Below are 23,537 nucleotides of genomic sequence, written 5' to 3' on the forward strand. Positions count from 1 at the left end.
CCCGGCGCGCAAGCCGACCCCGCGCAGCGCCCCGGCGCGCAAGCGAACCCCGCGCAGCGCCACGCCGCGCAAGCGAACCCCGCGCAGCGTCCCGCCGCGCCGGCCGACCCCACGCGACACCCCCATCCCCGTACGGACAACACCCCGCACCCCCGCGCCCAGGCGAACCCCCCGCAGCGTTCCGGTTCCGGTGTTGAGGGCGACGGGGGCACGGCGGCCGGTGGGGTTCAGGGCGTTCGGGCGCGGTTTCCGCGGCTGCGTGCGCCCTCCGGGGAAGGGGCGGAGCCGCCTCCTCCGCAGGCGTCGGCGCGGTTTCCCGATGCTCCTCCGGCGGCGGGGGAGGGAGCCGTCGTACCGCCGCGGCCGAGCCGCCGCCCCACGCTGCCGCCGCGACGCATGAACGCGCCTGCGGAGACGGCGGAGGAGTCCACCACACGTCTGCGCCCGGTCCCTCCGGAGCCCCCGGCCGCTCCGCCCATGCCGGCCTCTCGCCCGAACACCGCGGCCGATGCGCCCAGCCGCCCGCCGGGCCGAGGCGCGGAGCCCGACCCGGCCCTTTCCTGGAGTGCTCCGAGTGCTCCGGGTGCTGCAAGCGCTCCCAACGCCGAGCGGCCCATGGTCTCCTTCGGGGAGCCCGAGGGGTACGACGACCAGGCCAGACCGCGCCCTCTCGGGGTGCGCGTACGCCCGCGTTCCGCCGCGATCGCCGCCTGCCTGGTGCTCGGGCTCGGCCTCATCGGCGGTGCCGTGACCGGGAGTTGGCTGGTCGGGGACTCGGGCGACGGCGCCACGCAGGACTCGTTCGCCGCGGCCGGGAGCCTGTGGCACAGCGTGCCCGTGGACCGTCTGTTCCCGCCGACGGTGAAGGGCACCGGCGCGGGCCCCGGCGGCGCCGACCGCACCTGGACGCGCGTCGCCGTCGCACCGGACAGCGGCTGCAAGGGCGCCTTCGACCCGCTGCTGCAGAAGGCCCTCGCCCCGGCCGGCTGCAGCCGTCTGCTGCGCGCCACCTACACGGACGCCACCCAGAGCTTCGTCACCACGGTAGGAATGGTGTTCACCAAGGCCGACGCCGCGTCGATGGACGCCCTCGCCAAGCGCTTCCAGAACGAGAACCTCGGCACCCGCACCGACCTCATGCCCCACCCCTTCGCCGAGAAGGACACCCCCGCGGCCCGCTTCGGCGACAAGCAGCGCGCCTCATGGACGATCTCGGTCCTCACCGACGCCCCCGTCGTCGTCTACGCCGTCTCCGGCTGGAGCGACGGCCGTACCGTCGACACCCCGGTCCCCGCCGAGCAGGCCACGCAGTCCGGCACCACCGCCTCCCCGGCCCAGGCAGGGCTCGGCAACGAGGCCCAGGGACTCGCCGACCGCATCGAACGGGCCCTGCGCAAGGACGTCACCTCACCCACGGAGAAGCCCTCGTGAAGCGCCGCACCCAAGCGCACACCCGAGCGCACACCGGAGCGCGCACCAGAGCCCGCACCGGAGCGCTGGGCGTCCTCCTCGCCGCCTCCGTCGCCCTCGTCCCGCCGACCGTCGCGCACGCCGACGGCATACGCGCCCAGCAGTGGGCCCTCGACGCCATGCACACCCAGCAGGCCTGGCAGACCACCAAGGGCAAGGGCATCACCGTCGCCGTCCTGGACACCGGCGTCGAGACCGACCACCCCGACCTGACCGGCAACGTCCTGCCCGCGAAGGACATGATCGGGTTCGGGGCGAAGAAGGGAGACCGTGCCTGGGCCCGGCACGGCACCGCCATGGCCGGCATCATCGCAGGTCACGGACACGGCCCCGGCGACAGCGAGGGCGTCATGGGCATCGCGCCCCAGGCGAAGATCCTCCCCGTCCGCGTGATCCTCGAGGACGGCGACTCCGCCCGCGCCAAGGCTCGCAGCACCCGCGGCAACGCCCTCGCCGAAGGCATCCGCTGGGCCGCCGACCACGGCGCCGACGTCATCAACCTCTCCCTCGGCGACGACTCCGCCTCCGCCCACCCCGAACCCAGCGAGGACGAGGCGGTCCAGTACGCCCTGAGGAAGGGCGTGGCCGTCGTCGCCTCGGCGGGCAACGGCGGCGAGAAGGGCGACCACGTCTCCTACCCGGCCGCCTACCCGGGCGTCATCGCCGCGACCGCGGTCGACCGCTTCGGCACCCGCGCCTCCTTCTCCACCCGCCGCTGGTACGCCGCGGTCAGCGCCCCCGGCGTCGACATCGTCATCGCCGACCCCGACCACAAGTACTACGAGGGCTGGGGCACGAGCGCCGCCTCCGCCTTCGTCTCGGGCGCGGTCGCCCTCATCAAGGCCGCCCACCCCGGGCTGACGCCCGCCCAGATCAAACAGCTCCTGGAGGACACCGCCCGCAACGCCCCGGCCGGCGGGCGCGACGACTCCCGCGGCTTCGGCATGATCGACCCGGCCGCCGCCATCAAGGCCGCCGGCCACCTCAAGCCGGAGGGCCTGCAGGTGGCGTCGTACGGCGAGAAGTACTTCGGCCCGGGCCCGGACGCCGCCAAGTCGGCCGACGACACCACCGGTTGGGCCGCCCCGCTCGCGGGCAGTCTCGGCGGGGTCCTGCTGGTGATGGCCGTGGTCCTGTGGCGCGGCCGCCGCACCCGCTACGAGGACTAGGCCCCGCCGATTTTTCAGGTCTCCTCGGTCACAGCCGAGACCGCCGCCTTCGCGACCGCCTCGACCAGCGAGATCCCCTTCGCCTTCGTCGAGTTGCCGTTCGACAGCACGGCCACCAGACAGTCGCGCCCGTCCACCGTCACCCGCCCGATGCTGTTGATGTCCCACAGCCCGGTGGCGCTGCGGGCCAGCCAGCCGTTCTTCAGCGCCCACTGTGAGCCGTCGGCCGCCGCCGACACCCCCCAGTGCTGGTCGGCGGCGATCCGCCCCATCAGCCCCTGCAGATACGTCCGCGAGGCCGCGCTCAGCTGTGAGTCGTCCCCGAACACCTGCCGCAGCAGGGTGAGTTGATCGGCGGCCGTGGTCTGCGTCAACCCCCACAACATGCCCTCGCCGCCCTGGGTCCCGGTGAGCCCGAACCGCTCGTTGGCGGCGTCCAGACCGTCCGCCTCGCCGATGAAGCGCCACAGCACCGACGCGGAGTCGTTGTCGCTGTTCTCGATCATCGCGGTGGCGTACGACTTCTCGTCCGCGGTGAGCTGCCGGTCCGCGTCCTGGGCCTGCAGCAGCAGCGCCGCGAGGATGTCGACCTTGACGATGCTCGCCGTGTCGAAGGAACCCGTCCCGTACGAGGCACCCTCGCCGGAGTCCGGGTCCAGCACGGCCACCGACACGTCGGCGCCGTCCTCGATGGGCACCGCCTTCATGGCCGCGGCCAGCAGCGCGGCCCGGTTGACCGCTTGCTGCGTCACAGATTCCACGGATCCCTCCCCGTCCGCCGCGGCCGACGCCGATGCCGTCGCCGTCGCCGTCGCCGTCGCCGTCGCCGTCGCCGACGATACGGGGGCCGCACCGGAGTGCGCCTGGGCCTTCACGTACACGGTCCCGGCAGCCGTACCACCCACGACGGCCACGGCGGCGAGGGCGACGCAGAGCAGGAAGCGCGTCCGGGACGGGCGTGCGCGGCGGCGTCGGGTGGCTCCGGGGGACTCCATGCCGCGATGCTCGGGGCGGCGGCTGTGCGTGCCGTTGGACGGATGTTAAATGTGCGTCAGGGGTTGCTGAGAAAGTCGTGAAGTCCGTGAACGACGGGTTTCCGGGGCCGCACAAGCCCAGCAGCAAGCCCCCGATATCCGCCCGATAGGGTCGACGACCGTGGCGAACAAGAACATTCCCGACCCCGGCTTCTCCGACGACGACGGCTCCGCCGACCCCCGACTGAGCGCGGCGCTCACCGCCTGGGCCGAGGACCGCACCGCCGTCGGTCCGGTCCTGGAGGCGCTGAAGGGCGCCCGGCTCCTCGTCCCCGTGGTGGCCGTCCTCGGCGAGGTCGAGGAGGACGAGAACGGGCTGCGCCGCGAGAAGACCAGCGACATGGCCGTCCCCACGCTGAAGGCCGGCGGGCGCACCGCGCTGCCCGCGTTCACCTCCACCGACTCGCTGGCCCGCTGGGATGCTGCGGCCCGCCCCGTCGCCGTACCCCTGCATCAGGCCCTGCAGGCCGCGGCGCACGAGAAGGCGGACACGGTGGTGCTGGACCTTGCCGGACCGGTGCCCTTCGAGCTGACCGGCCCCGCTCTGCTCGCGCTCGCCGAGGGCCGCACCACGACCGACCCGCTCGCCGACCCCGCGGTACGTGAGGCCGTGCGCGCCGTCGTAGAGGCCGAGCCGTCCGTCCGGCGCGCCCACCTCGGGCCGGGTCGGGCCGACGGCACCCTCGCCCTCGTACTCGATGCGTCCGCCGCACCGGCCGAGGCCGCACGCGCCGTCGCCGAGCGCCTGGCCGCCGACGAGACACTGAGGGCCCGCCTGGTGCACGGCCTCGACCTGGCACTGCTGCCGGCCGGGGCGACGCCGCCGGGAGAGCCCCTGTACGTGCGGTGAGCTACTGGCCGTAGACCGGGCCGGTGTACTTCTCCCCGGGCCCCTGGCCGGGCTCGTCCGCGACGAGCGACGCCTCGCGGAAGGCCAGTTGCAGCGACTTGAGGCCGTCGCGCAGCGGCGCCGCGTGGAAGGAGCTGATCTCGGTCGCGCTGGCGTCGAGCAGACCGGCCAGCGCGTGCACCAGCTTGCGGGCCTCGTCGAGGTCCTTGTACTTGTCGCCCTCGTCGGTCAGGCCGAGCTTCACCGCGGCGGCGCTCATCAGGTTGACGGCGACCGTCACGATCACCTCGACGGCGGGGACCTCCGCGATGTCGCGGGTCATGGCGTCGAAGTCGGCGGGGGACTCAGGAGGGGTGTCACTCATGCCCCACACGATAGGGCCCGGTGCACACCGGTTCGCACCACCCCCGGGTAGCTGCTAACCTTGTGTGACGACCGGCCGGACACGCCACGCAGTGCGCGAGCCCGGCCCACAAGTGGAGGCTCCGATCTCCCACCTGACCGTCCCCCGGGACGGCGGGTCACCCCGGTCAGGCGGCCACCATCGTTCCGTACGGACGATGGAGTCGCCCGAAAGCGCGCCCCGCGACTTATCGCGGCGGTGCTCCGGTAGTGCTTCGGAGCCCCGCCTGTGATCGTCCGGGGCATTTTTTGTGCTTCGGCGCGGTTAGGTCTGTCGAAAAGAGACAAACGCGGCTGTCCGCCAGACCGCCGTGTGGTGCTAACCGAGGAGGATCCATCAGCGCCGAGCCCCGCATCAACGACCGGATTCGCGTTCCCGAGGTGCGACTTGTCGGTCCCAGTGGCGAGCAGGTGGGCATCGTCCCCCTGGCCAAGGCACTGGAGCTTGCCCAGGAGTACGACCTCGATCTCGTCGAGGTAGCGGCGAACGCCCGTCCGCCCGTGTGCAAGCTCATGGACTACGGGAAGTTCAAGTACGAGTCGGCCATGAAGGCCCGTGAGGCGCGCAAGAACCAGGCGCACACGGTCATCAAGGAGATGAAGCTCCGGCCGAAGATCGACCCGCACGACTATGACACCAAAAAGGGTCACGTCGTCCGGTTCCTCAAGCAGGGCGACAAGGTCAAGATCACGATCATGTTCCGTGGTCGCGAGCAGTCCCGGCCGGAACTCGGCTACCGACTGCTGCAGCGTCTCGCGGAGGACGTGGCCGACCTCGGGTTCGTGGAGTCGAACCCGAAGCAGGACGGCCGCAACATGATCATGGTTCTCGGTCCGCACAAGAAGAAGACCGAGGCGATGGCCGAGGCCCGCCAGGCGCAGGAAGCCCGCAAGGCCGACGCGAAGGCCAACCCCGGCAAGTCGCAGAACGCCGCGGAGACCGAGAGCGCCGAGACCGCCGAGGACGCAGTCGAGGCTCCTGCCGAGGCTTCCGCCGACGCGTGATCCCGGGGGACGCGAGTCCCCAGGACGTAACCGATACAAGAGCGACGTTCCACCGTGCCCGGTTTCACGACCGGGCACCGGAACGCCACCGACGAGGAGATAACGGCGCCATGCCGAAGAACAAGTCGCACAGCGGTGCCAGCAAGCGCTTCAAGGTCACCGGCTCCGGCAAGGTGCTCCGTGAGCGCGCCGGCAAGCGCCACCTGCTCGAGCACAAGTCGTCGCGCCTGACGCGTCGCCTCACCGGCAACGCCGAGATGGCCCCGGGCGACGCCAAGAAGATCAAGAAGCTTCTCGGCAAGTGACGTTCGCGGCGCCTGATCATTCGATCGCCGAGCGCCGTACGTCAGGACCGGGACCCAATCGTTTCCGGGCCGTGTGAGTCCAACCGCGGCCCCGCTACAAGGAGTTAACAAGTGGCACGCGTCAAGCGGGCAGTCAACGCCCACAAGAAGCGCCGGGCGATCCTCGAGCAGGCCTCCGGCTACCGCGGTCAGCGTTCGCGCCTGTACCGCAAGGCCAAGGAGCAGGTCACCCACTCGCTGGTCTACAACTACAACGACCGCAAGAAGCGCAAGGGTGACTTCCGCCAGCTCTGGATCCAGCGCATCAACGCCGCTGCCCGCGCGAACGGCATCACGTACAACCGCTTCATCCAGGGCCTGAAGGCCGCCAACGTCGAGGTCGACCGCAAGATCCTCGCCGAGCTGGCCGTCAACGACGCCACCGCGTTCGCCGCCCTGGTCGAGGTCGCGCAGAAGGCGCTGCCCGCCGACGTCAACGCGCCCAAGGCTGCCTGACGCCGACGCGGCCCAGAGCCGACGTGACATGAGGGACCCGCAGGCTGAAAAGCCTGCGGGTCCGCTGTTTCCTGAGCTGCCAAAGGTGAACCCATGCCCCCAGCGACCCCCGAGCTGATCTCCCCCCGATCCCCCCGCGTCTCGGCCGCCCGGCGGCTCGCCAAGCGGAACTTCCGGGGCAAGGAGCGGCTGTTTTTGGTGGAGGGGCCGCAGGCCGTGCGGGAGGCGGCCGATCACGGCGACACCCTCGTGGAGCTGTTCGCCACGGTCGAGGCCGCGGAGCGGTACGCCGACATCATCGGCGAGGCCCGCTCCACCGGCGCCCGTATCCATCTCGCCTCCGAGCAGGTCGTCGCCGACATCTCGACGACCGTCACCCCGCAGGGCCTCGTCGGGATCTGCCGCTTCCTGGACACGCCCTTCGCCGAGATCCTCGCCGCCCGGCCCCGGCTGGTCGCCGTGCTGGCCCATGTGCGCGACCCCGGCAACGCCGGCACCGTGCTCCGGTGCGCCGACGCCGCCGGCGCCGAGGCCGTCGTACTGACCGACGCCTCCGTCGACCTCTACAACCCCAAGGCCGTACGCGCCTCCGTGGGCTCCCTCTTTCACCTGCCGGTCGCCGTCGGAGTGCCCGTGGAGCAGGCGGTCGCGGGACTCAAGGGCGCCGGTGTGCGCATCCTCGCCGCGGACGGCGCCGGGAAGGACGACCTCGACGACGAGCTCGACCAGGGCACCATGGGCGGACCGACCGCGTGGGTGTTCGGGAACGAGGCGTGGGGGCTTCCGGAGGAGACCCGCGCGCTCGCGGACGCCGTGGTGCGCGTCCCGATCCACGGGAAGGCCGAGAGCCTGAACCTCGCCACCGCCGCCGCCGTATGTCTCTATGCGTCGGCCCGTGCACAGCGCGCCTCCGGAGGGTGCCGCACCGTCACCGAGAGCTAGTAGGGTGACCAGCCCGGGGGGCCACCTGCGCCGTCTGAGAGGTGGGGTACGGGGATGAGTGTCGACACGAGCAGGGCATGTGACGCGCATAGCGCGCCCGGGCCCCGGCACGGCGACCTCGCCGGACTCGGCATCGACCCCGACGAGCTGCCCGACGGCCTCGTCGTCGCCGACGAGCAGGGCCGGATCATCTGCTTCAACGCCGCCGCGGAGCGCATCACCGCAGTCCGCGCCGAGGACGCCCTCGGCCGGCCGCTGGACAGGGCGCTGCCCCTGGAGGACCTGGAGGGCCGCCGCTGGTGGCAGCTGACCGACCCGTACGGCGGTCTCGCCACCCGGACCCGCCAGCCCGAGCGCAACCTCCTGCTACCCGGCGGCCGCGAGGTCCTCGTGTCCGCGCGCTACGTCCGCGGTGAGCCCGCCGGCCCGGTCCGGCGCGTCGTGGTCTCCCTGCGCGACACCGAGGCCCGCCGCCGCACCGAGCGCAGCCACGCCGAGCTGATAGCGACGGTCGCCCATGAACTGCGCTCGCCCCTCACCTCCGTGAAGGGGTTCACCGCCACGCTGCTCGCCAAGTGGGAGCGCTTCACCGACGACCAGAAGCGGCTGATGCTGGAGACCGTCGACGCCGACGCCGACCGCGTCACCCGGCTCATAGCCGAACTGCTGGACATCTCCCGGATCGACAGCGGACGGCTGGAGGTCAGGCGCCAGCCCGTCGACATGGGCGCGGCCGTCGGCCGGCACATCCAGGCCTACGTCGCCGCCGGACAGCCCGCCGACCGCTTCCTGCTGCGCATCGAGCAGCCCCTGCCCGCCCTGTGGGCCGACCCCGACAAGATCGACCAGGTGCTCAGCAACCTGCTGGAAAATGCCGTGCGGCACGGCGAGGGAACCGTCACGATTGACGTCACGGCCACGGCCTCCCCGCGCGAAGGGGAGGACACCGGTACGTCGGTCACGGTGAGCGACGAGGGGCCCGGCATCCCGGAGGAGTCCATGAACCGCGTCTTCACCCGCTTCTGGCGGGGCAGCAAGCGCGGCGGCACGGGCCTCGGGCTCTATATCGTCAAGGGCATCGTCGAGGCCCACGGCGGCACCATCACGGTCGGCCGCGCCCCCGGGGGCGGAGCCGAGTTCCGATTTACCTTGCCCGTGGCGGCTCCGGCGTATCTCGCCTGACGGCCACGGGCGCATCCGCATACTCCGACCCCGTTAGACTCGGCCCTTGGCACCTTTGCGTCCGCCACCGGAGACGAGGCGTCTCCAGGTCGAGACGGGGCACGTCAGCCAGCCAATCGGAAGCACGGGAAGAGATGTCGGCACCGAATAAGTCGTACGACCCGGTCGAGGTCGAGGCACTGAAACCAGAAGCCATCGAGCGCATGCGGGACGAGGCGCTCGCCGCCTTCGCCGCCGCGGACTCCCTCGACGCCCTCCAGGAGGCCAAGGTCGCCCACACCGGGGGCACCTCCCCGCTGGCGCTCGCCAACCGCGAGATCGGCGCCCTGCCCCCGCACGCCAAGGCCGACGCCGGCAAGCGCGTCGGCCAGGCCCGCGGCGCCGTGAACAAGGCCCTCGCCGCCCGTCAGGCCGAACTGGAGGCCGAGCGCGACGCGCGCGTGCTGGTCGAGGAGGCAGTCGACGTCACGCTGCCCCACGACCGCGTGCCGGCCGGCGCCCGCCATCCGCTGACCACGCTCTCGGAGCGCATCGAGGACGTCTTCGTGGCCATGGGCTACGAGGTCGCCGAGGGCCCCGAGATCGAGGCCGAGTGGTTCAACTTCGACGCCCTGAACATCGGCCCGGACCATCCGGCCCGTGGCGAGGCCGACACGTTCTTCGTGCAGGGCCCGGACGGCGGCACCGAGTCCGGTGCCGTCCTGCGCACCCACACCTCCCCGGTCCAGATCCGCTCGCTGCTCGACCGCGAGCTGCCGGTCTACGTGATCTGCCCGGGCCGCGTGTACCGCACCGACGAGCTCGACGCCACGCACACGCCCGTCTTCCACCAGGTCGAGCTGCTCGCCGTGGACGAGGGCCTGACCATGGCCGACCTCAAGGGCACCCTCGACCACATGGTCCAGTCGCTGTTCGGCGAGGGCATGAAGACCCGGCTGCGGCCGAACTTCTTCCCGTTCACCGAGCCGTCCGCCGAGATGGACATGGTCTGCTACGTCTGCCGTGGCGAGTCCGTCGGCAACCCCGACCGGCCCTGCCGCACCTGCTCCAGCGAGGGCTGGATCGAGCTCGGCGGCTGCGGCATGGTCAACCCGCGGGTGCTCACCGCCTGCGGCGTCGACCCGGAGAAGTACAGCGGATTCGCCTTCGGGTTCGGCATCGAGCGGATGCTGATGTTCCGCCACAACGTCGAAGACATGCGAGACATGGTCGAGGGTGACGTCCGGTTCACCCGGCCGTTCGGGATGGAGATCTGATGCGGGTCCCGCTTTCTTGGCTGCGGGAGTACGTCGACCTGCCGGCGACGGAAACCGGCCGCGACGTCCAGGAGAAGCTCGTCTCGGCCGGGCTCGAGGTCGAGACCGTCGAGCACCTCGGCGCCGACCTCAAGGGCCCCCTGGTCGTCGGCCAGGTGCTGACCATCGAGGAGCTGGAGGGCTTCAAGAAGCCGATCCGCTTCTGCACGGTGAACGTGGGCCAGGCCAACGGCACCGGTGAGCCCCAGGAGATCGTCTGCGGCGCCCGCAACTTCGCCGTCGGCGACAAGGTCGTCGTCGTCCTGCCCGGCGCCACCCTGCCCGGCGGCTTCTCGATCAGCGCCCGCAAGACCTACGGCAAGGTCTCGCACGGCATGATCTGCTCCAGCGACGAGCTGGGCATGGGCGACGACGGCAGCAAGGGCATCGTCGTGCTGCCGCCGGAGACCGAGGTCGGCAAGGACGCCATCGAGCTGCTCGAACTGGTCGACGAGGTCCTGGACATCGCCGTCACCGCCAACCGCGGCGACTGCCTGTCCATCCGTGGTGTGGCCCGCGAGACCGCCATCGCCTACGGTCTGCCGCTGCGCGATCCGGCCCTGCTCGACGTCCCCGGCCCGAACGCCTTCGGCTACCCGGTCAAGGTCGCCGACCCGACCGGCTGCGACCGCTTCACCGCGCGTACGGTCACCGGCCTCAGCCCCGAGGCGCGTTCCCCGATCTGGCTGCAGCGCCGGCTGCAGAAGGTCGGCATGCGCCCGATCTCGCTCGCCGTCGACGTCACCAACTACGTGATGATGGAGCTGGGTCAGCCGCTGCACGCGTACGACCGCTCCCTGGTCCAGGGCACCATCGGCGTGCGCCGGGCGGAGGCGGGCGAGAAGCTCGTCACCCTCGACGGCGTGCAGCGCACGCTCGACACCGAGGACCTGGTGATCACCGACGAGCGCGGTCCGATCGGCCTCGCCGGTGTCATGGGCGGCGCCAACACCGAGATCGCCGACCACGAGGACGTCGACCACGCGACGAGCGACGTCGTCATCGAGGCCGCGCACTTCAACGCCGTCTCCGTCGCGCGCACCGCCCGCCGTCACAAGCTCTCCTCCGAGGCCTCCCGCCGCTTCGAGCGAGGCGTCGACCCGCAGGCCGCGGCGGCCGCCGCGCAGCGCACGGTCGACCTGCTGGTCCTGCTCGCGGGCGGCAGCGCCGAGGCCGGTGTCACCGAGGTCGTCGCACCGTCCGCGCCGCACACCATCGCCGTCCTGGCCGACCACCCGGACAAGGTGGCCGGTGTCGACTACGGCCGCGAGACCGTGGTCCGGCGACTGCAGGAGATCGGCTGCGACGTGTACGGACAGGACGAGCTGATCGTCACCGTGCCGTCCTGGCGACCCGACCTGCTGGAGATCAACGACCTCGCCGAGGAGGTCATCCGCCTCGAGGGTTACGAGAACCTGCCCTCCACGCTGCCCAAGCCCCCGTCGGGCCGCGGCCTGACGCACCGCCAGCGGCTGCACCGCCGTATCGGCCGCGCGCTGGCCGGTGCGGGCTACGTCGAGGCGCCGAACTACCCGTTCATCGGCGAGCAGGTCTTCGACCAGCTGCTGCTGGAGGCCGACGACCCGGCCCGCCGCGTGGTGAAGCTGACCAACCCGCTCAACGACGAGGAGCCCGCGCTCCGTACGTCGCTGCTGCCGGGCCTGTTCGGCGCGCTGCGGCGCAACGACGGCCGCGGAGCGCACGACCTGGCGCTCTTCGAGACCGGGCTGGTCTTCCTGCCGCGCGCGGAGCAGCGGGTGGCCGCGGCCCTTCCGGTCGACCGCCGCCCCACCGACGAGGAGATCGCCGGGCTGGACGCCGCGCTGCCCGAGCAGCCGCGCCACGCCGCCGTCGTCCTCGCGGGCGCCCGTGAGCAGGCCGGCTGGTGGGGCAAGGGCCGTCCGGCCGACTGGGCCGACGCGATCGAGGCCGCCCGGGTGGTGGCCCGCGAGGCCGGTGCCGAACTGATCGTCAGGGGCGGGCAGTACGGGCCCTGGCATCCGGGGCGCACCGCCGAACTGGTGGTCGTCGTCGACGGCGCGGAGAAGGTCGTCGGTCACGCCGGCGAGCTGCACCCGCGCGTGATCAAGGCGCTGAGCCTGCCCGAGCGCACCTGCGCGATGGAGATCGATCTGGACGTGCTGGAGGCGGTGGGGGACGACACCCCGCAGGCGCCGAGCATCTCCACGTTCCCGGTGGCGACGCAGGATGTTGCCCTGGTCGTGGACAAGTCGGTGCCGCATGCCGATGTGGAGGGTGCGTTGCGTGAGGGGGCGGGTGAACTTCTCGAGGGGATTCGGTTGTTCGACGTCTACGAGAACGACGATCAGCTCGGGGCCGGGCGGAAGTCGCTGGCGTATGCGTTGCGGTTCCGGGCCGGGGATCGGACGTTGACCGTGGAGGAGGCTTCTGCGGCTCGGGATGCTGCGGTTGCCCTCGCGGGCGAGCGGACCGGGGCTGTGCTTCGGGGGTAGCGCCCAAGAGGTAGCGCCTAAGGGGCGGGGGGCTGTGGGTTGTTGGCGGGTGCGGGAGCGTCGTGGCTTGTCGCGCAGTTCCCCGCGCCCCTGACCGCGCTGCAGTCCTCCGTGCCCTGAAAAGTTCCGCAGTTACCCCGTGAATATGCCTCTCACCTGCATAAATGCGAGGGGTCTGCGGGTGCTCACTCGTTCGGGTGACAATGCCGGGCGATCTGGGCCTTGCGGGCTATGCGGTCGACAGAATCGGACCGGTCTTTCGGGGCCGGTCCGTCTGTGCTGTCGGGGCCTGAATGGGGGGCCAATCGGCATGATCCGCTTCAAGCCCGGATTCCGCCGCAGCGCGAGGAGGCGGCCGCCGTGCCGGGTGCGCGCGCTGGGGTTGCCCGCCATGTGGGGCGCCACGGCGGTCACGTACAAGATGACCTGTCCGCTCGCGCAGCAGGACGGCCTCGGCGCACGGGCCGTGACCTGTGCTGTCTTCTTCGCCGTCGGGACGGGACTGATACTCCACGTCCGGCGTGCGCTGCTGCGTGAGCTCAGGCAGGTCCGCCGGATCGCGGGCGCCGCGCAGAGCGCTCTGCTGCGACCGCTGCCGCCGCGGGTCGGCGGCCTGAGCGTCGCGGCCGCTCAACTGTCCGCCGACCGTGAGGCGGTCATCGGCGGCGATCTGTACGAGGTCGCCGCCACCGAGCACGGCGTCCGGGCCGTGATGGGCGATGTGCGCGGGCACGGGATCGCCGCCATCGGTACGGTGGCCGCCGTACTCGGCAGCTTCCGCGAGGCCGTCCACGACGAGCCCGAACTCGGCTCGGTGGCACGGCGGTTGGAGCGCGCCCTGGCCCGGCATCTGCGCGAGCGGGCGCGCGCCGAGCACCCGTCGGCCGGAGCCGAGCCCGACAACCCGGTGGCCGAGGAGTTCGTCACCGTACTGCTCCTGGAGATCGGGCCCGAGGGAGAACTGCGCCTTCTGAGCTGCGGACACCCCTGGCCTCATCTGCTCAGCCACGGACGGGTGGAGCCCGTGGCCCGAGCGGATCCCCTCCCTCCGCTCGGGCCGTTCCCGCTCCCGCCCGAACCGGACGTACAGCATTGCGGCCGCCTGCTCCCCGGCGAGACCCTGCTCCTCCACACGGACGGCGTGGAGGACGCCCGGGACGACCATGGCCGGTTCTTCCCCCTGGACGAGGTCCTGGCCCAATGCGTACGTGATACCCAGGTACCTGTTCCTCAACAGGTCCTCGGCTCGATCTTCACGACACTACTGCGCCACACAGCAGGCGCCCCGGCGGATGACGTAGCTCTCCTCGCACTGACCAACGACCGCCAACTGCAACCAACCTCAGGGGCGCGGGGAACTGCGCGAACAACCACGACGCACCCGCAGCCGACCACGCACCTTTGACGCAACGGCGCTCACACGCTCAGCCAAGCCGCCGGCGGCCGTCCGCCAGCTACGGAGTGTCGGGCAGGCAGCTGGGCGGACGGCGCGAGAACGGGCCGCCGCACTGTACGAGGGGGAGCCGGCGGCCCGGCCGGCCTCTTGCGAGGCATTTCAGTCAACCGGTCGGAAACTCTCCGCGACAGCGCGCGTACGCTGCGGATTCGGGCACTCCGTTCACACCCCGTGTGAAGACGTTCGCACTAGTCTGACGGGCACCGAGCCACCCGGGGGGCACCCATGCAGCCCAACACTCTGCTCGACGCGATCCTGGACGAGGCCGGGATCTCGCATGCGGGGCTGGCAGCACACGTCAACCAGGCGGGGCGGGCACGCGGTCTCGCTCTGCGCTACGAACACACCGCCGTGGCACGGTGGTTGAAGGGCCAGCGCCCCCGCGGGCAGGTGCCCGACCTGATCTGCGAGGTGCTGGCGGGCCGGCTGCACCGCCCCGTCACCCTCGACGACATCGGCCTCGGGGTGCCCGGCGAGCCGTCCACGCCGCACGGCACCACCCTGTCCGGCTTCGTCGAGCGGGCGACCGCGCTGTGGCGCTCCGACGAGCAGCAGCGCCCGCACATCCTGGGTGCGCCCGCGGTGACCGGTACGCCCGCGGTCATGCCCGTGTGGGAGTGGGAGAACCCGCCCGAGGACGTCGACGTCTCGCGCGGCGGCCGGCACCGGGTCACCCCCGGCGACCTGGAGATGCTGCGCGCGGCCCGCACGCACTACGAGCAGATGTACCGCAAGGCCGGCGGCATAGCGACCCGCACCCGGATCGTCGGCTTCCTCAACGCCGAGGCCGCCCCGCTGCTGCGCGGCAGCTACACCGACGCCACCGGGCGCCAACTGCACCGGGCGACGGGCGGGTTGGTGGCGATCGCGGGCATCTGCGCCTACGACTCCGACGCGCACGGTCTCGCCCAGCGCTACTTCCACCAGGCGCTGCGCCTGGCGAAGGCCAGCGGGGACCGGGGACTGGGGGCGTATGTCATCGCCCTGCTGGTCAACCAGTCCCTGTTCATGCGGGAGTACCGGCAGTCCGTCGCCTTCGCGGAGGCCGCGCTGCGGGCCGCCGGCAAGCACATCACCCCGGCGCTCGCCTGCGACCTCTACGCGATGCAGGCCAAGGCGTACGCGCACCTGGGCGACGGCACGACCGCGCTGTCCTGCATCCGGCGGGCCGAGCAGGCCGCGGAACGCATCCGGCGCGGCTACGAACCCGACGAAACCGGCTATGTCCAGCCGGGGTTGGTCAATGTCCAGGTGGCGGAGGCGCTGCTCAGCCTCGGCGAGCTGGTGGCGGCGGGGGAGCACGCGGCGGCGGCCGTCGACAATCCGGCGCACGATCGCGGCCGGGTGCACCGGCTGGCCATGCTGAGCACGATCGAACTGCGCCGGGGCAATGCCGACAAGGCCGTGGCCACCGCGGTGCAGATGGCCGAACAGGCGCGCGGAATGGAGTCCCAGCGACTGCGCGACAGACTCCGGGCGGTGCGCGAACACCTGGTGCGCAGCGGCGGCGCGGGCACCGCGGAAGCCGCCGAACTCATCGACGGCGCACTGCGCGTACCGCTGTAGACCGCTCCCGGAGCACCGCCATACCACAGTCCCTGCTGCGATATTGCCACTTACTCGACGGAAGGTGGCAGAACCGTGCAGTGGACGAAACAGAACGAACAAACTGTGTACGCAAATCGCTGGTTCGACGTCAATCTCGCCGATGTCGAGCTGCCGGACGGCCGGCATCTCGATCACTTTCTGATACGGCTGCGTCCCGTGGCCGTGGCGACGGTGGTGAACGAGGCCAACGAGGTCCTCCTCCTGTGGCGCCACCGCTTCATCACCGACAGCTGGGGGTGGGAACTCGCGGCCGGCGTGGTCGAGGACGGGGAGGACATCGCCGTCGCGGCCGCCAGGGAACTCGAGGAGGAGACCGGCTGGCGGCCGGGACCTCTGCAGCACCTCATGAGCGTGGAGCCGTCCAACGGCCTCACCGACGCCCGGCACCACATCTACTGGACCGACGAGGGCGAATACGTCGGGCATCCCGTGGACGACTTCGAGTCGGACCGTCGGGAGTGGGTCCCCCTCAAGCTCGTCCCCGACATGGTCGCCCGCGGAGAGGTCCCGGCCGCCAACATGGCGGCCGCGTTACTGTTCCTGCACCACCTCAGGCTGGGCCAGGACACCAGGCCCTGATCGCGGGCCCCGAGCCCCCCACCGCGTCCTGGGCCGGTGTCAGCGGCCCAGGACCTGCCACACGGTCGCCACGAGCGCGCCCACCGCTGTCAGTGTCGCTATCGCGGGCAGTGGCCAACGGGCGTGCTCCAGCGCGACGATCCGCGCGCTCAGGTCGTCCATCTCCTTGTCGGTCTCCTCGGTGCGGTGGTTGAGCAGCGCCAGTCCGCCCTCGACGCGTGCGTACGCGACATCGAGCCGGCGGCGTAACTCTGCGAGTTCTCCTTGGACCGCGGGATGCTCCGGGTCGGCGGTCACGGGTCCGCTCCTTTCCGTAGTCGTCACATCCGTTGCATGCGCATGATGAGTCAACTCGCCTGGTGGACGCGTGGGGAGCGTGTGCGAGCGGCATATGCGAGCCCGGCGCGCACACGGTGTGTGAAAGACGCGGGCCCGGCACCAACAAAGGTGCCGGGCCCGCGTTCGTAGCACTGTGTAGTCAGCACCCTGGACGGGGCACTGTGGTGGACACCGGTCAGACGTAGCTGTAGAAGCCCGAGCCGGACTTGCGGCCGAGCCGGCCGGCGTCGACCATCCGCTGCAGCAGCGGGGGAGCGGCGTACAGCGGCTCCTTGTACTCCTCGTACATCGAGAACGCCACCGAGGCGACCGTGTCCAGGCCGATCAGGTCGGAGAGCTTGAGCGGGCCCATCGGGTGGGCGCAGCCGAGCTCCATGCCGTTGTCGATGTCCTCGCGGCTGGCGATGCCCGACTCGAACATCCGGATCGCGGAGAGGAGATAGGGGATCAGCAACGCGTTGACCACGAACCCGGAGCGGTCCTGCGCGCGGATCGCGTGCTTGCCGAGCACCTTCTCGGCGAACAGCTGGGCGCGGCCCAGGGTGCCCTCGGAGGTGGTGAGCGCGGGGATCAGCTCCACCAGCTTCTGCACGGGCGCCGGGTTGAAGAAGTGGATGCCGACGACCTGGTCGGGGCGCGAGGTGGCGACCGCGAGCTTCACCAGCGGGATCGAGGAGGTGTTGGAGGCCAGGATCGCGTCGGGCCGGGTCACGACCTGATCGAGCACCTGGAAGATCTCCGTCTTGACCTGCTCGTTCTCGACGACGGCCTCGATCACCAGGTCACGGTCGGCGAACTCGCCGAGGTCGGTGGTGAAGCTGAGCCGCGCCTGCGTCGCGTCGAGCTCCTCGGCGCTGATCTTGCCGCGCTCGGCCGCCTTCGACAGGGAGTTGAACAGCCGGGTGCGGCCGATCTCCAGGGCCTCGCCGGTGGTCTCGGCGACCATGACGTCCAGCCCGGACCGGGCGCACACCTCGGCGATGCCGGCCCCCATCTGGCCACAGCCCACGACTCCGACGCGCGCAATGTCTCCCGACGGGATGTCTGTCACATCGTCCCCTTCGCTGGTCTACGGGTTGCCGCAGGACCCCTGTGGTTCGGCGCCTGCTCCGATCGTGCACGTTACTCCCAAGTATCGATGATCGATCGCGCGGGTACGGGCATCCTGGACGGCGGAAACGATCCGTGACCGCATGGATTCGTACTGTATGGGGGTGTTGTGACCATGGGGCGACTGTCACGCAGGACGTTCGCACTGGCCGCGCTCGCGACGCTGGCGGCGGCGCCGGACGCGAGCGCCGTACCGCGCGGCCGGCACGCGAGCGGCGAGATGCGCGGCATGTGGGTGGCCACCGTCGGGAACCGGGACTGGCCCTCCCGTCCGGGTCTCTCGGCGGCCCAGCAGCACGCGGAGCTGGTCGGACACCTCGACCTTGCGGTCCGCGACCGCCTCAACGCCGTGATGTTCCAGGTGCGTCCGACGGCCGACGCGCTGTGGCCCTCGCCGTACGAGCCGTGGTCGGAGTACCTCACCGGGACCCAGGGCCGGGACCCGGGCTGGAACCCGCTGCGGACGGCGGTCGCGGAGGCGCACGCCCGGGGACTCGAACTGCACGCCTGGTTCAACCCGTACCGCGTCGCGCTCCACACCGACCTGACGCGGCTCGCCGCCTCGCACCCCGCGCGCAGACACCCCGACTGGGTGGTGCCGTACGGCGGGAAGCTCTACTACAACCCGGGACTGCCCGAGGTCCGCGCCTTCGTGCAGGAGGCGATGCTCGACGCGGTGCGCAAGTACCCCGTGGACGCCGTGCACTTCGACGACTACTTCTACCCGTATCCCGTGGCCGGCCAGACCTTCGACGACGACGAGGCGTACGACCGATACGGCTCCGGCTTTGCGGACCGGGCCGCCTGGCGCCGCGACAACATCGACCGGTTGGTGCGGGAGATGGCCGTGCGCATCAAACTGACCCGCCCCGGCACGCGCTTCGGCATCAGCCCCTTCGGGGTGTGGCGCAACGCCGCGACGGACCCGCTCGGCTCGGACACGACGGCGGGTGTGCAGACGTACGACGACCTGCACGCGGACACCCGGAAATGGGTGCGGGAGAACTGGATCGACTACATCGCGCCGCAGATCTACTGGAACATCGGCTTCGCCGCCGCCGACTACGCCAAGCTGCTGCCCTGGTGGGCACAGGTCGCGCGGGGCAGTGGCACCCGGCTGTACGTGGGGGAGGCGCTGTACAAGGCGGGCGACCCGGCACAGCCCGCCGCCTGGCAGGACCCCGCCGAACTCTCCCGGCACCTCACCCTGGCGAAGAAGTACCCGCAGGCGCGCGGGCACATCTTCTTCGCCGCCACGGACGTGGCGACGGACCGGATCGGGGCGATGGCACGGGTCGTCGCCGACCACTACCGGCAGCCGGCGAGGCCCCCACGCTGACGGATCGACCGCGCGATGCTAGTGCTGCGTCTCCTTGTGGCGGATCTCGGTGTCGGGGCCCGGGGAGCACACGCCCACATGCCCGTCCTCGAAGCGGACGCGGAACGGAGGGTTGCCCTTGGTGCCCAGGACTTCGACGATCTCGCCGACCTTGTCTTGCTGTCCGACCACCCTGCCGTGCTGGACAAGCTGGTCGCCCACGGTTGCCTGCATGTGTGGCGCCTCCTCACCGATGTGCGGGAGCAGCGGTCCGTGGCCCTGAGTCTACGGCGCAGGGCCGGGGTTGGGACCGGCGCGTGCACGCCGCTCAGCCCCGCGCCCGCTGGGTGACGGCGATGCACACGAGGACCGCCGCGGCCGTCAGCGGTGCGGCGGCCGTCAGGTGCTCACCCAGCAGCAGCACCGACCACACCAGTGTGAGCAGCGGCTGCGCCAACTGCAACTGGCTGGCCTTGGGCACGCCGATGGCCGCCATACCCCGGTACCAGACGACCAGGCCGAGGAACTGCGAGCCCGCCGCGACCCACAGCAGTCCGGCCACACTGTGCGCGGTCAGCCGCACGGGCTCGTACGACAGGGCCAGCGCCGCGGCCGGCACGCTCAGCGGCAGACACAGCACCAGCGCCCAGCCGACGACCTGCCAGCCCGGCATGACCCGGGCCAGCCGGCCGCCCTCGGTGTAGCCGGCCGCGCACACCAGCAGCGCCGCGAAGAGGTACATGTCGGCGGTCGTCAGCGCGCCGCCGCTCTGCTGCACCGTGAAGGCGACGACGGCGGCCGCGCCCGCGAGGGCCGCCGTCCAGAAGGTGCGGGAGGGGCGGTTGCCCATGCGCAGGGCGGAGAGCAGGGCGGTCGTGAGCGGGAGCAGTCCGACCACGACGGCCGCGTGCGCGGTGGTGGACGTCTGGAGCGCGAGGGTGGTCAGCATCGGGAAGCCGACCACGACACCGGCGGCGACGACCGCGAGCCCCGGCCAGTAGCGGCGCTCGGGCACCCGGGCTCTGGTGGCCAGCAGACAGACGCCCGCGATGAGCGCGGCCAGGACACTGCGCACGGCGACGAGCGCCCAGGGCCCGAAGCCCTCAAGGCCCCAGGCGGTGGCCGGGAAGGTGAGGGAGAAGGCGACGACGCCGAGGACGGCCTGGAGCGTGCCGGAGGCGGCGGGTCTCGCGGGCCGGGCGGTGACCGCTATCCGCTCCGTGGCAGTAGCGCTATTCTGTCCTGTCATGCAACAGCGTAGCAGCGTCGGTGAACTGGCGACACAGCTGCGACGAGAGCTGGACCGCTACTCTCCCGGTGGAAAGCTCCCGTCCAGTCGCTCCCTCGTCGAACGGTTCCGCGTCAGCCCGGTGACCGTCTCGCGGGCCCTGGCCCAGCTCTCCGCCGAGGGCCTGGTGGTGACCCGGCCGGGAGCCGGAGCCTTCCGTGCCGAACCCCGCGCCACGACCTCCGCGGTCGGTGACACCTCCTGGCAGGAGGTGGCGCTCAGCGCGGACGGCGCCGCCGACCTCGTACCGCGCACGGTGGACGCGTCGGGGGTGGTCGTCTCACTGACCGCGCCGCCGCCCGGGGTCGTCGAGTTCAACGGCGGCTATCTGCACCCGTCCCTGCAGCCCGAGCGGGCGATGGCGGCGGCGCTCGCCCGCGCCGGGCGGCGTCCCGGTGCCTGGGGCCGGCCGCCGCTGGAGGGGCTGCCGGAGCTGCGGGAGTGGTTCGCGCGGGGCATCGGCGGCGGGGTAACCGCGGCCGAGGTGCTGATCACCGCGGGCGGCCAGTCCGCGCTGACCACGGCCCTGCGCGCCGTGGCGGCGCCCGGCGCGCCCGTACTCGTCGAATCCCCCACCTACCCCGGCATGCTGGCGATCGCGCGCTCGGCCGGTCTGCGCCCCGTCCCCGTGCCGGTGGACCCGGACGGCGTCCGGCCGTCCCTGCTCGCCGACGCGTTCCGCGCGACCGGGGCCCGGGTCTTCGTCTGCCAGCCCCTGTTCCAGAACCCGACGGGCGCGGTCCTTGCCGCGGACCGCCGCGCCGAGGTGCTGCGGATCGCCCGCGAGGCCGGTGCGTTCGTCGTCGAGGACGACTTCGTACGACGGCTGGTGCACGAGGACGCGGGTCCGCTGCCGAGCCCGCTCATGACCGACGACCCCGACGGCGTCGTGGTCCACGTCTGCTCCCTGACCAAGGCGACCTCGCCCAGCTTCCGGATCAGCGCGCTGGCCGCCCGCGGGCCGGTCCTGGAACGGCTGCGCGCCATCCAGGTCGTCGACACCTTCTTCGTCCCCCGGCCGCTGCAGGAGGCAGCCGTCGAACTCGTCGGATCCCCGGCCTGGCCCCGCCATCTCCGCACGATCTCGGCCGAGTTGAAGGCCCGCCGCGACACGATGACGGCAGCCCTGCGGCTGAGCCTGCCCGAACTGACCCTGCCGCACGTCCCGTCGGGCGGCTACCACCTCTGGCTCCGCCTCCCCGACGGCACCGACGACCTCACCTTCACCTCCGCCTCCCTGCGCGCGGGCGTCGCCATCACCCCGGGCCGCCCCTACTTCAGCGCCGAACCCCCGGCCGCCCACATCCGCCTCAGCTTCGCGGCGGTCGCGGGGACGGGTGAGATCACGGAGGGGGTAAGGCGGTTGCGGGCGGCCTGCGACGAGGTGCTCGGGCGATGAGCCACCGCGAAAACCGCTCGACGTTCCCTCCCCGGGCCTGCGAATCTCCGGTCATGACCGACACGGTGAACCTTCCCTAGGGCTACGAGATCTCGACCGACCCCGAGCGCCTCGACGTCGACCGCTCCGTGCGCGGCAAGAAGATCGGGACCGCCCTGGTGGGCGCCGTACGCGATCACCTGGAGCCGTTCGGGCTGCGGCGCATCCTGCTGGCCACGCACGACGCCCACGGTGTGTACGAGAAGCTCGGGTTCCGGGAGCCGGCGAGGCCCGACCAGTGGATGGCGCTGGTGTTCCGAGCCGGCGGTTTGGGTGACATGTCCGCCAGGTCCTGACCGTGAAGTAAAGTCCTGGCCACCGTCGGTGACTCCGAGGCAATGCCCCTTGACCTGCGCACTTCTTCGTCACACCATCGCCGCATGCAACTTAGGGTCACTTTCGTCGCGGCCGCACGCAGTTCCCCGCTGCTAGCCGAACGCTTCGAGGATCCCCGGCCGCTCGACCAGGCCGGATGGGACGAGGTGCAGCGCGTCGCGCATGACCTGATCCCGCTGGCCGCGGCCGAACTGCGCTACTGCTCGCCCACGCTGCGCAGCCGCGCCACCGGAGACGCCCTCGGCTACGCCCCGCTCGTCCAACTCGCCCTGCGTGACTGCGACATGGGCCGCTGGCGCGGGCTGACCCTGGGCGAGGCGATGGCCCGTGAGCCGGAGGCCGTCGACGCCTGGCTCGCCGATCCGCGGGGCACTCCGCACGGCGGGGAGTCGTTGATCAGCTTCATCACCAGGGTCGGCAACTGGCTCGACACCCGGCCCTTCGAGGACGGCGGCCGCATCGTCGCCGTGGCGGAGCCGTCCGTCGTCCGCGCGGCCCTCGTCTACGTCCTGAAGGCACCGCCGTCCACCTACTGGAACATCGACGTCCGCCCCCTGTCGACCATCACCGTCACGGGTCACGAAGGCCGCTGGAACCTCCGCTTCGACGCGATACGGGCGCAGACGTCGAGCGCGTAGGCGCTCGGGCTCAGCGCTCCCGTTCGTACTCGGTGCTGAGCACCAAATCCTTCGCCGGTCCGCCCACCCGCCACACGGTCCGCCAGTGGTCCGCGTCGCGGACGGTGAACTCGCCGCGGTAGAGGTCCGCCGCGCAGGGGTGGTCGGCGATGTGGTGGCCGGAGGCCAGGTCCAGGTCGTGGAAGGGGCGGCCGTCGGCGAAGCGGACGTCCGCGGTGCCGGGTGACGCCCCCGGCAGGAAGCGCAGGGTGCGCTCGGCGGGGCGGGAGACGCCCTGCCAGGTGAAGGTGCCGGACTCCTCGTGCAGCAGACCGCCCCCGTCGAGCGGACTGAAGGCGGTCGTCCCCTCGAACCGCCCCTCGCCCCCGCCCGCCAGATCCCGCACCCTCCGCTCGACGCGCCAACGCCCGGCCAGATGAGCCAGCACGTCCGGAACGGGCCAGAACTCACCCATACTCAGAGCCTCCTGCGGCGACGGCGCAATGGGTCGGGGGAGCCGGTGGGGGTCCTGCGGTCGGCCTGGGCCCGGATCTCGTAGTGCGCCGCATGACTTGTCGTGCGGAATGCCTCCTCGTACGCCGCCAGTGCCCCGCTCAGTCCACCGCCGGCCGTGCCGCGCCGGCGGATCCGGCGGGCCAGCAGGGCGAAGGACAGCATGACGGCGGCCAGGAACCCGGACAGGGCGAGGTAGGGCAGCAGCGCACGCATGCCCCGACTTTAGCCCGGCGTTGCCGGTCCCATTGACGTGCTCACACCCCCTTCCCTATCTTGCCGTTCGAAGTGTTGACCGCCGTCCGGTATATC

Annotated in this window: 23 protein-coding genes and 2 pseudogenes; 17 read left to right on the forward strand and 8 right to left on the reverse strand. The window is 71.7% G+C overall.

The window, feature by feature from the left end; all coding sequences use genetic code 11:
- Positions 1-615 precede the first annotated feature (615 nt).
- Both JYK17_RS29735 and mycP read left to right on the forward strand, forming a co-directional pair.
- Positions 616-1,431, forward strand: coding sequence for a hypothetical protein (locus JYK17_RS29735; RefSeq protein ID WP_108011672.1), 816 nt, complete (start codon positions 616-618; stop codon positions 1,429-1,431).
- A complete protein-coding gene (mycP, locus tag JYK17_RS29740; protein ID WP_372465336.1) occupies positions 1,428-2,639 on the forward strand; it encodes a type VII secretion-associated serine protease mycosin in 1,212 nt (403 codons plus the stop codon). Before JYK17_RS29735 ends, mycP begins: the two co-directional genes overlap by 4 nt.
- Positions 2,640-2,653: 14 nt before the next feature.
- Here mycP and JYK17_RS29745 read toward each other — a convergent pair whose 3' ends face one another.
- The gene (locus JYK17_RS29745) at positions 2,654-3,634 is read right to left on the reverse strand and encodes a serine hydrolase (RefSeq protein WP_222811569.1); all 981 of its coding nucleotides are present in this window, start codon (positions 3,632-3,634) and stop codon (positions 2,654-2,656) included.
- 160 nt (positions 3,635-3,794) lie between these two features.
- Between JYK17_RS29745 and JYK17_RS29750 the strand changes: the two genes are divergently transcribed.
- Positions 3,795-4,523, forward strand: coding sequence for an SseB family protein (locus JYK17_RS29750; protein WP_222811570.1), 729 nt, complete (start codon positions 3,795-3,797; stop codon positions 4,521-4,523).
- Position 4,524: 1 nt separating this feature from the next.
- Here the strand turns inward: JYK17_RS29750 and JYK17_RS29755 are convergent, their stop codons facing one another.
- Positions 4,525-4,887 carry a DUF1844 domain-containing protein gene (locus tag JYK17_RS29755; protein WP_108011664.1) on the reverse strand — a complete coding sequence of 121 codons (363 nt, stop codon included), beginning with the start codon at positions 4,885-4,887 and terminating at the stop codon, positions 4,525-4,527.
- Between the two features lie 349 nt (positions 4,888-5,236).
- Here JYK17_RS29755 and infC point away from each other — a divergent pair.
- The 10 genes and pseudogenes from infC (at position 5,237) to JYK17_RS29805 (ending at position 16,266) form a co-directional block, all read left to right on the forward strand.
- A pseudogene (gene infC / locus JYK17_RS29760) lies at positions 5,237-5,930 on the forward strand (translation initiation factor IF-3).
- Between the two features lie 110 nt (positions 5,931-6,040).
- On the forward strand, positions 6,041-6,235 hold the full coding sequence (gene rpmI, locus JYK17_RS29765) for a 50S ribosomal protein L35 (protein ID WP_007829094.1): 195 nt from the start codon (positions 6,041-6,043) through the stop codon (positions 6,233-6,235).
- A gap of 111 nt (positions 6,236-6,346) precedes the next feature.
- Entirely contained in the window at positions 6,347-6,730 is a 384-nt protein-coding gene (rplT, locus tag JYK17_RS29770) for a 50S ribosomal protein L20 (protein ID WP_004933571.1), read from the forward strand.
- Positions 6,731-6,823: 93 nt separating this feature from the next.
- Complete coding sequence (locus JYK17_RS29775) at positions 6,824-7,672, forward strand: TrmH family RNA methyltransferase (protein WP_108011662.1); 849 nt, start codon at positions 6,824-6,826, stop codon at positions 7,670-7,672.
- A gap of 54 nt (positions 7,673-7,726) precedes the next feature.
- Positions 7,727-8,854, forward strand: coding sequence for a sensor histidine kinase (locus JYK17_RS29780; RefSeq protein WP_108011660.1), 1,128 nt, complete (start codon positions 7,727-7,729; stop codon positions 8,852-8,854).
- Between the two features lie 134 nt (positions 8,855-8,988).
- Positions 8,989-10,110 carry a phenylalanine--tRNA ligase subunit alpha gene (gene pheS, locus JYK17_RS29785; protein WP_108011658.1) on the forward strand — a complete coding sequence of 374 codons (1,122 nt, stop codon included), beginning with the start codon at positions 8,989-8,991 and terminating at the stop codon, positions 10,108-10,110.
- Complete coding sequence (pheT, locus tag JYK17_RS29790) at positions 10,110-12,623, forward strand: phenylalanine--tRNA ligase subunit beta (protein WP_128803558.1); 2,514 nt, start codon at positions 10,110-10,112, stop codon at positions 12,621-12,623. The genes pheS and pheT overlap by 1 nt, the downstream gene beginning before the upstream one ends.
- 310 nt (positions 12,624-12,933) lie before the next feature.
- Positions 12,934-14,028, forward strand: coding sequence for a PP2C family protein-serine/threonine phosphatase (locus tag JYK17_RS29795; protein WP_222811571.1), 1,095 nt, complete (start codon positions 12,934-12,936; stop codon positions 14,026-14,028).
- 276 nt (positions 14,029-14,304) lie between these two features.
- Positions 14,305-15,645 (forward strand): NsdA family TPR-like regulatory protein, encoded by a 1,341-nt coding sequence (locus JYK17_RS29800; RefSeq protein ID WP_108011652.1) that lies wholly within the window; start codon positions 14,305-14,307, stop codon positions 15,643-15,645.
- A gap of 75 nt (positions 15,646-15,720) precedes the next feature.
- Positions 15,721-16,266 carry an NUDIX hydrolase gene (locus JYK17_RS29805; protein WP_108011650.1) on the forward strand — a complete coding sequence of 182 codons (546 nt, stop codon included), beginning with the start codon at positions 15,721-15,723 and terminating at the stop codon, positions 16,264-16,266.
- A 39-nt stretch (positions 16,267-16,305) separates the two neighbouring features.
- Here the strand turns inward: JYK17_RS29805 and JYK17_RS29810 are convergent, their stop codons facing one another.
- A complete protein-coding gene (locus JYK17_RS29810; RefSeq protein WP_108011648.1) occupies positions 16,306-16,563 on the reverse strand; it encodes a hypothetical protein in 258 nt (85 codons plus the stop codon).
- Positions 16,564-16,780: 217 nt separating this feature from the next.
- Positions 16,781-17,656: a 3-hydroxybutyryl-CoA dehydrogenase gene (locus tag JYK17_RS29815; protein WP_108011646.1), complete on the reverse strand. Its 876-nt coding sequence runs from the start codon at positions 17,654-17,656 to the stop codon at positions 16,781-16,783.
- 174 nt (positions 17,657-17,830) lie between these two features.
- On the opposite strand from JYK17_RS29815, the gene JYK17_RS29820 reads away from it, so the two are divergent.
- Positions 17,831-19,054 (forward strand): glycoside hydrolase family 10-like protein, encoded by a 1,224-nt coding sequence (locus JYK17_RS29820; protein ID WP_222811572.1) that lies wholly within the window; start codon positions 17,831-17,833, stop codon positions 19,052-19,054.
- A gap of 18 nt (positions 19,055-19,072) precedes the next feature.
- On the opposite strand, the gene JYK17_RS29825 is transcribed toward JYK17_RS29820, so the two are convergent.
- Both JYK17_RS29825 and JYK17_RS29830 read right to left on the reverse strand, forming a co-directional pair.
- Complete coding sequence (locus JYK17_RS29825) at positions 19,073-19,267, reverse strand: DUF1918 domain-containing protein (protein WP_108011641.1); 195 nt, start codon at positions 19,265-19,267, stop codon at positions 19,073-19,075.
- A gap of 94 nt (positions 19,268-19,361) precedes the next feature.
- Entirely contained in the window at positions 19,362-20,282 is a 921-nt protein-coding gene (locus JYK17_RS29830; protein WP_108011639.1) for a DMT family transporter, read from the reverse strand.
- Between JYK17_RS29830 and JYK17_RS29835 the strand changes: the two genes are divergently transcribed.
- The 3 genes and pseudogenes from JYK17_RS29835 to JYK17_RS29845 all read left to right on the forward strand — a co-directional run bounded on the left by JYK17_RS29835 (position 20,281) and on the right by JYK17_RS29845 (position 22,733).
- Entirely contained in the window at positions 20,281-21,720 is a 1,440-nt protein-coding gene (locus JYK17_RS29835; RefSeq protein WP_222811573.1) for an aminotransferase-like domain-containing protein, read from the forward strand. The two genes, JYK17_RS29830 and JYK17_RS29835, sit on opposite strands and share 2 nt — an antisense overlap.
- Before the next feature lie 116 nt (positions 21,721-21,836).
- Positions 21,837-22,055, forward strand: a pseudogene (locus JYK17_RS29840) (GNAT family N-acetyltransferase); the annotation flags it as partial.
- Between the two features lie 84 nt (positions 22,056-22,139).
- Positions 22,140-22,733, forward strand: coding sequence for a histidine phosphatase family protein (locus JYK17_RS29845; protein ID WP_108011631.1), 594 nt, complete (start codon positions 22,140-22,142; stop codon positions 22,731-22,733).
- Between the two features lie 10 nt (positions 22,734-22,743).
- Here the strand turns inward: JYK17_RS29845 and JYK17_RS29850 are convergent, their stop codons facing one another.
- On the reverse strand, positions 22,744-23,187 hold the full coding sequence (locus JYK17_RS29850) for a DUF6314 family protein (protein ID WP_128803565.1): 444 nt from the start codon (positions 23,185-23,187) through the stop codon (positions 22,744-22,746).
- Positions 23,188-23,189: 2 nt separating this feature from the next.
- Positions 23,190-23,441: a hypothetical protein gene (locus tag JYK17_RS29855; protein WP_108011625.1), complete on the reverse strand. Its 252-nt coding sequence runs from the start codon at positions 23,439-23,441 to the stop codon at positions 23,190-23,192.
- Positions 23,442-23,537: the final 96 nt, after the last annotated feature.

It is taken from the genome of Streptomyces plumbidurans (assembly GCF_019857225.1).
GTDB classification, from domain to species: domain Bacteria; phylum Actinomycetota; class Actinomycetes; order Streptomycetales; family Streptomycetaceae; genus Streptomyces; species Streptomyces plumbidurans.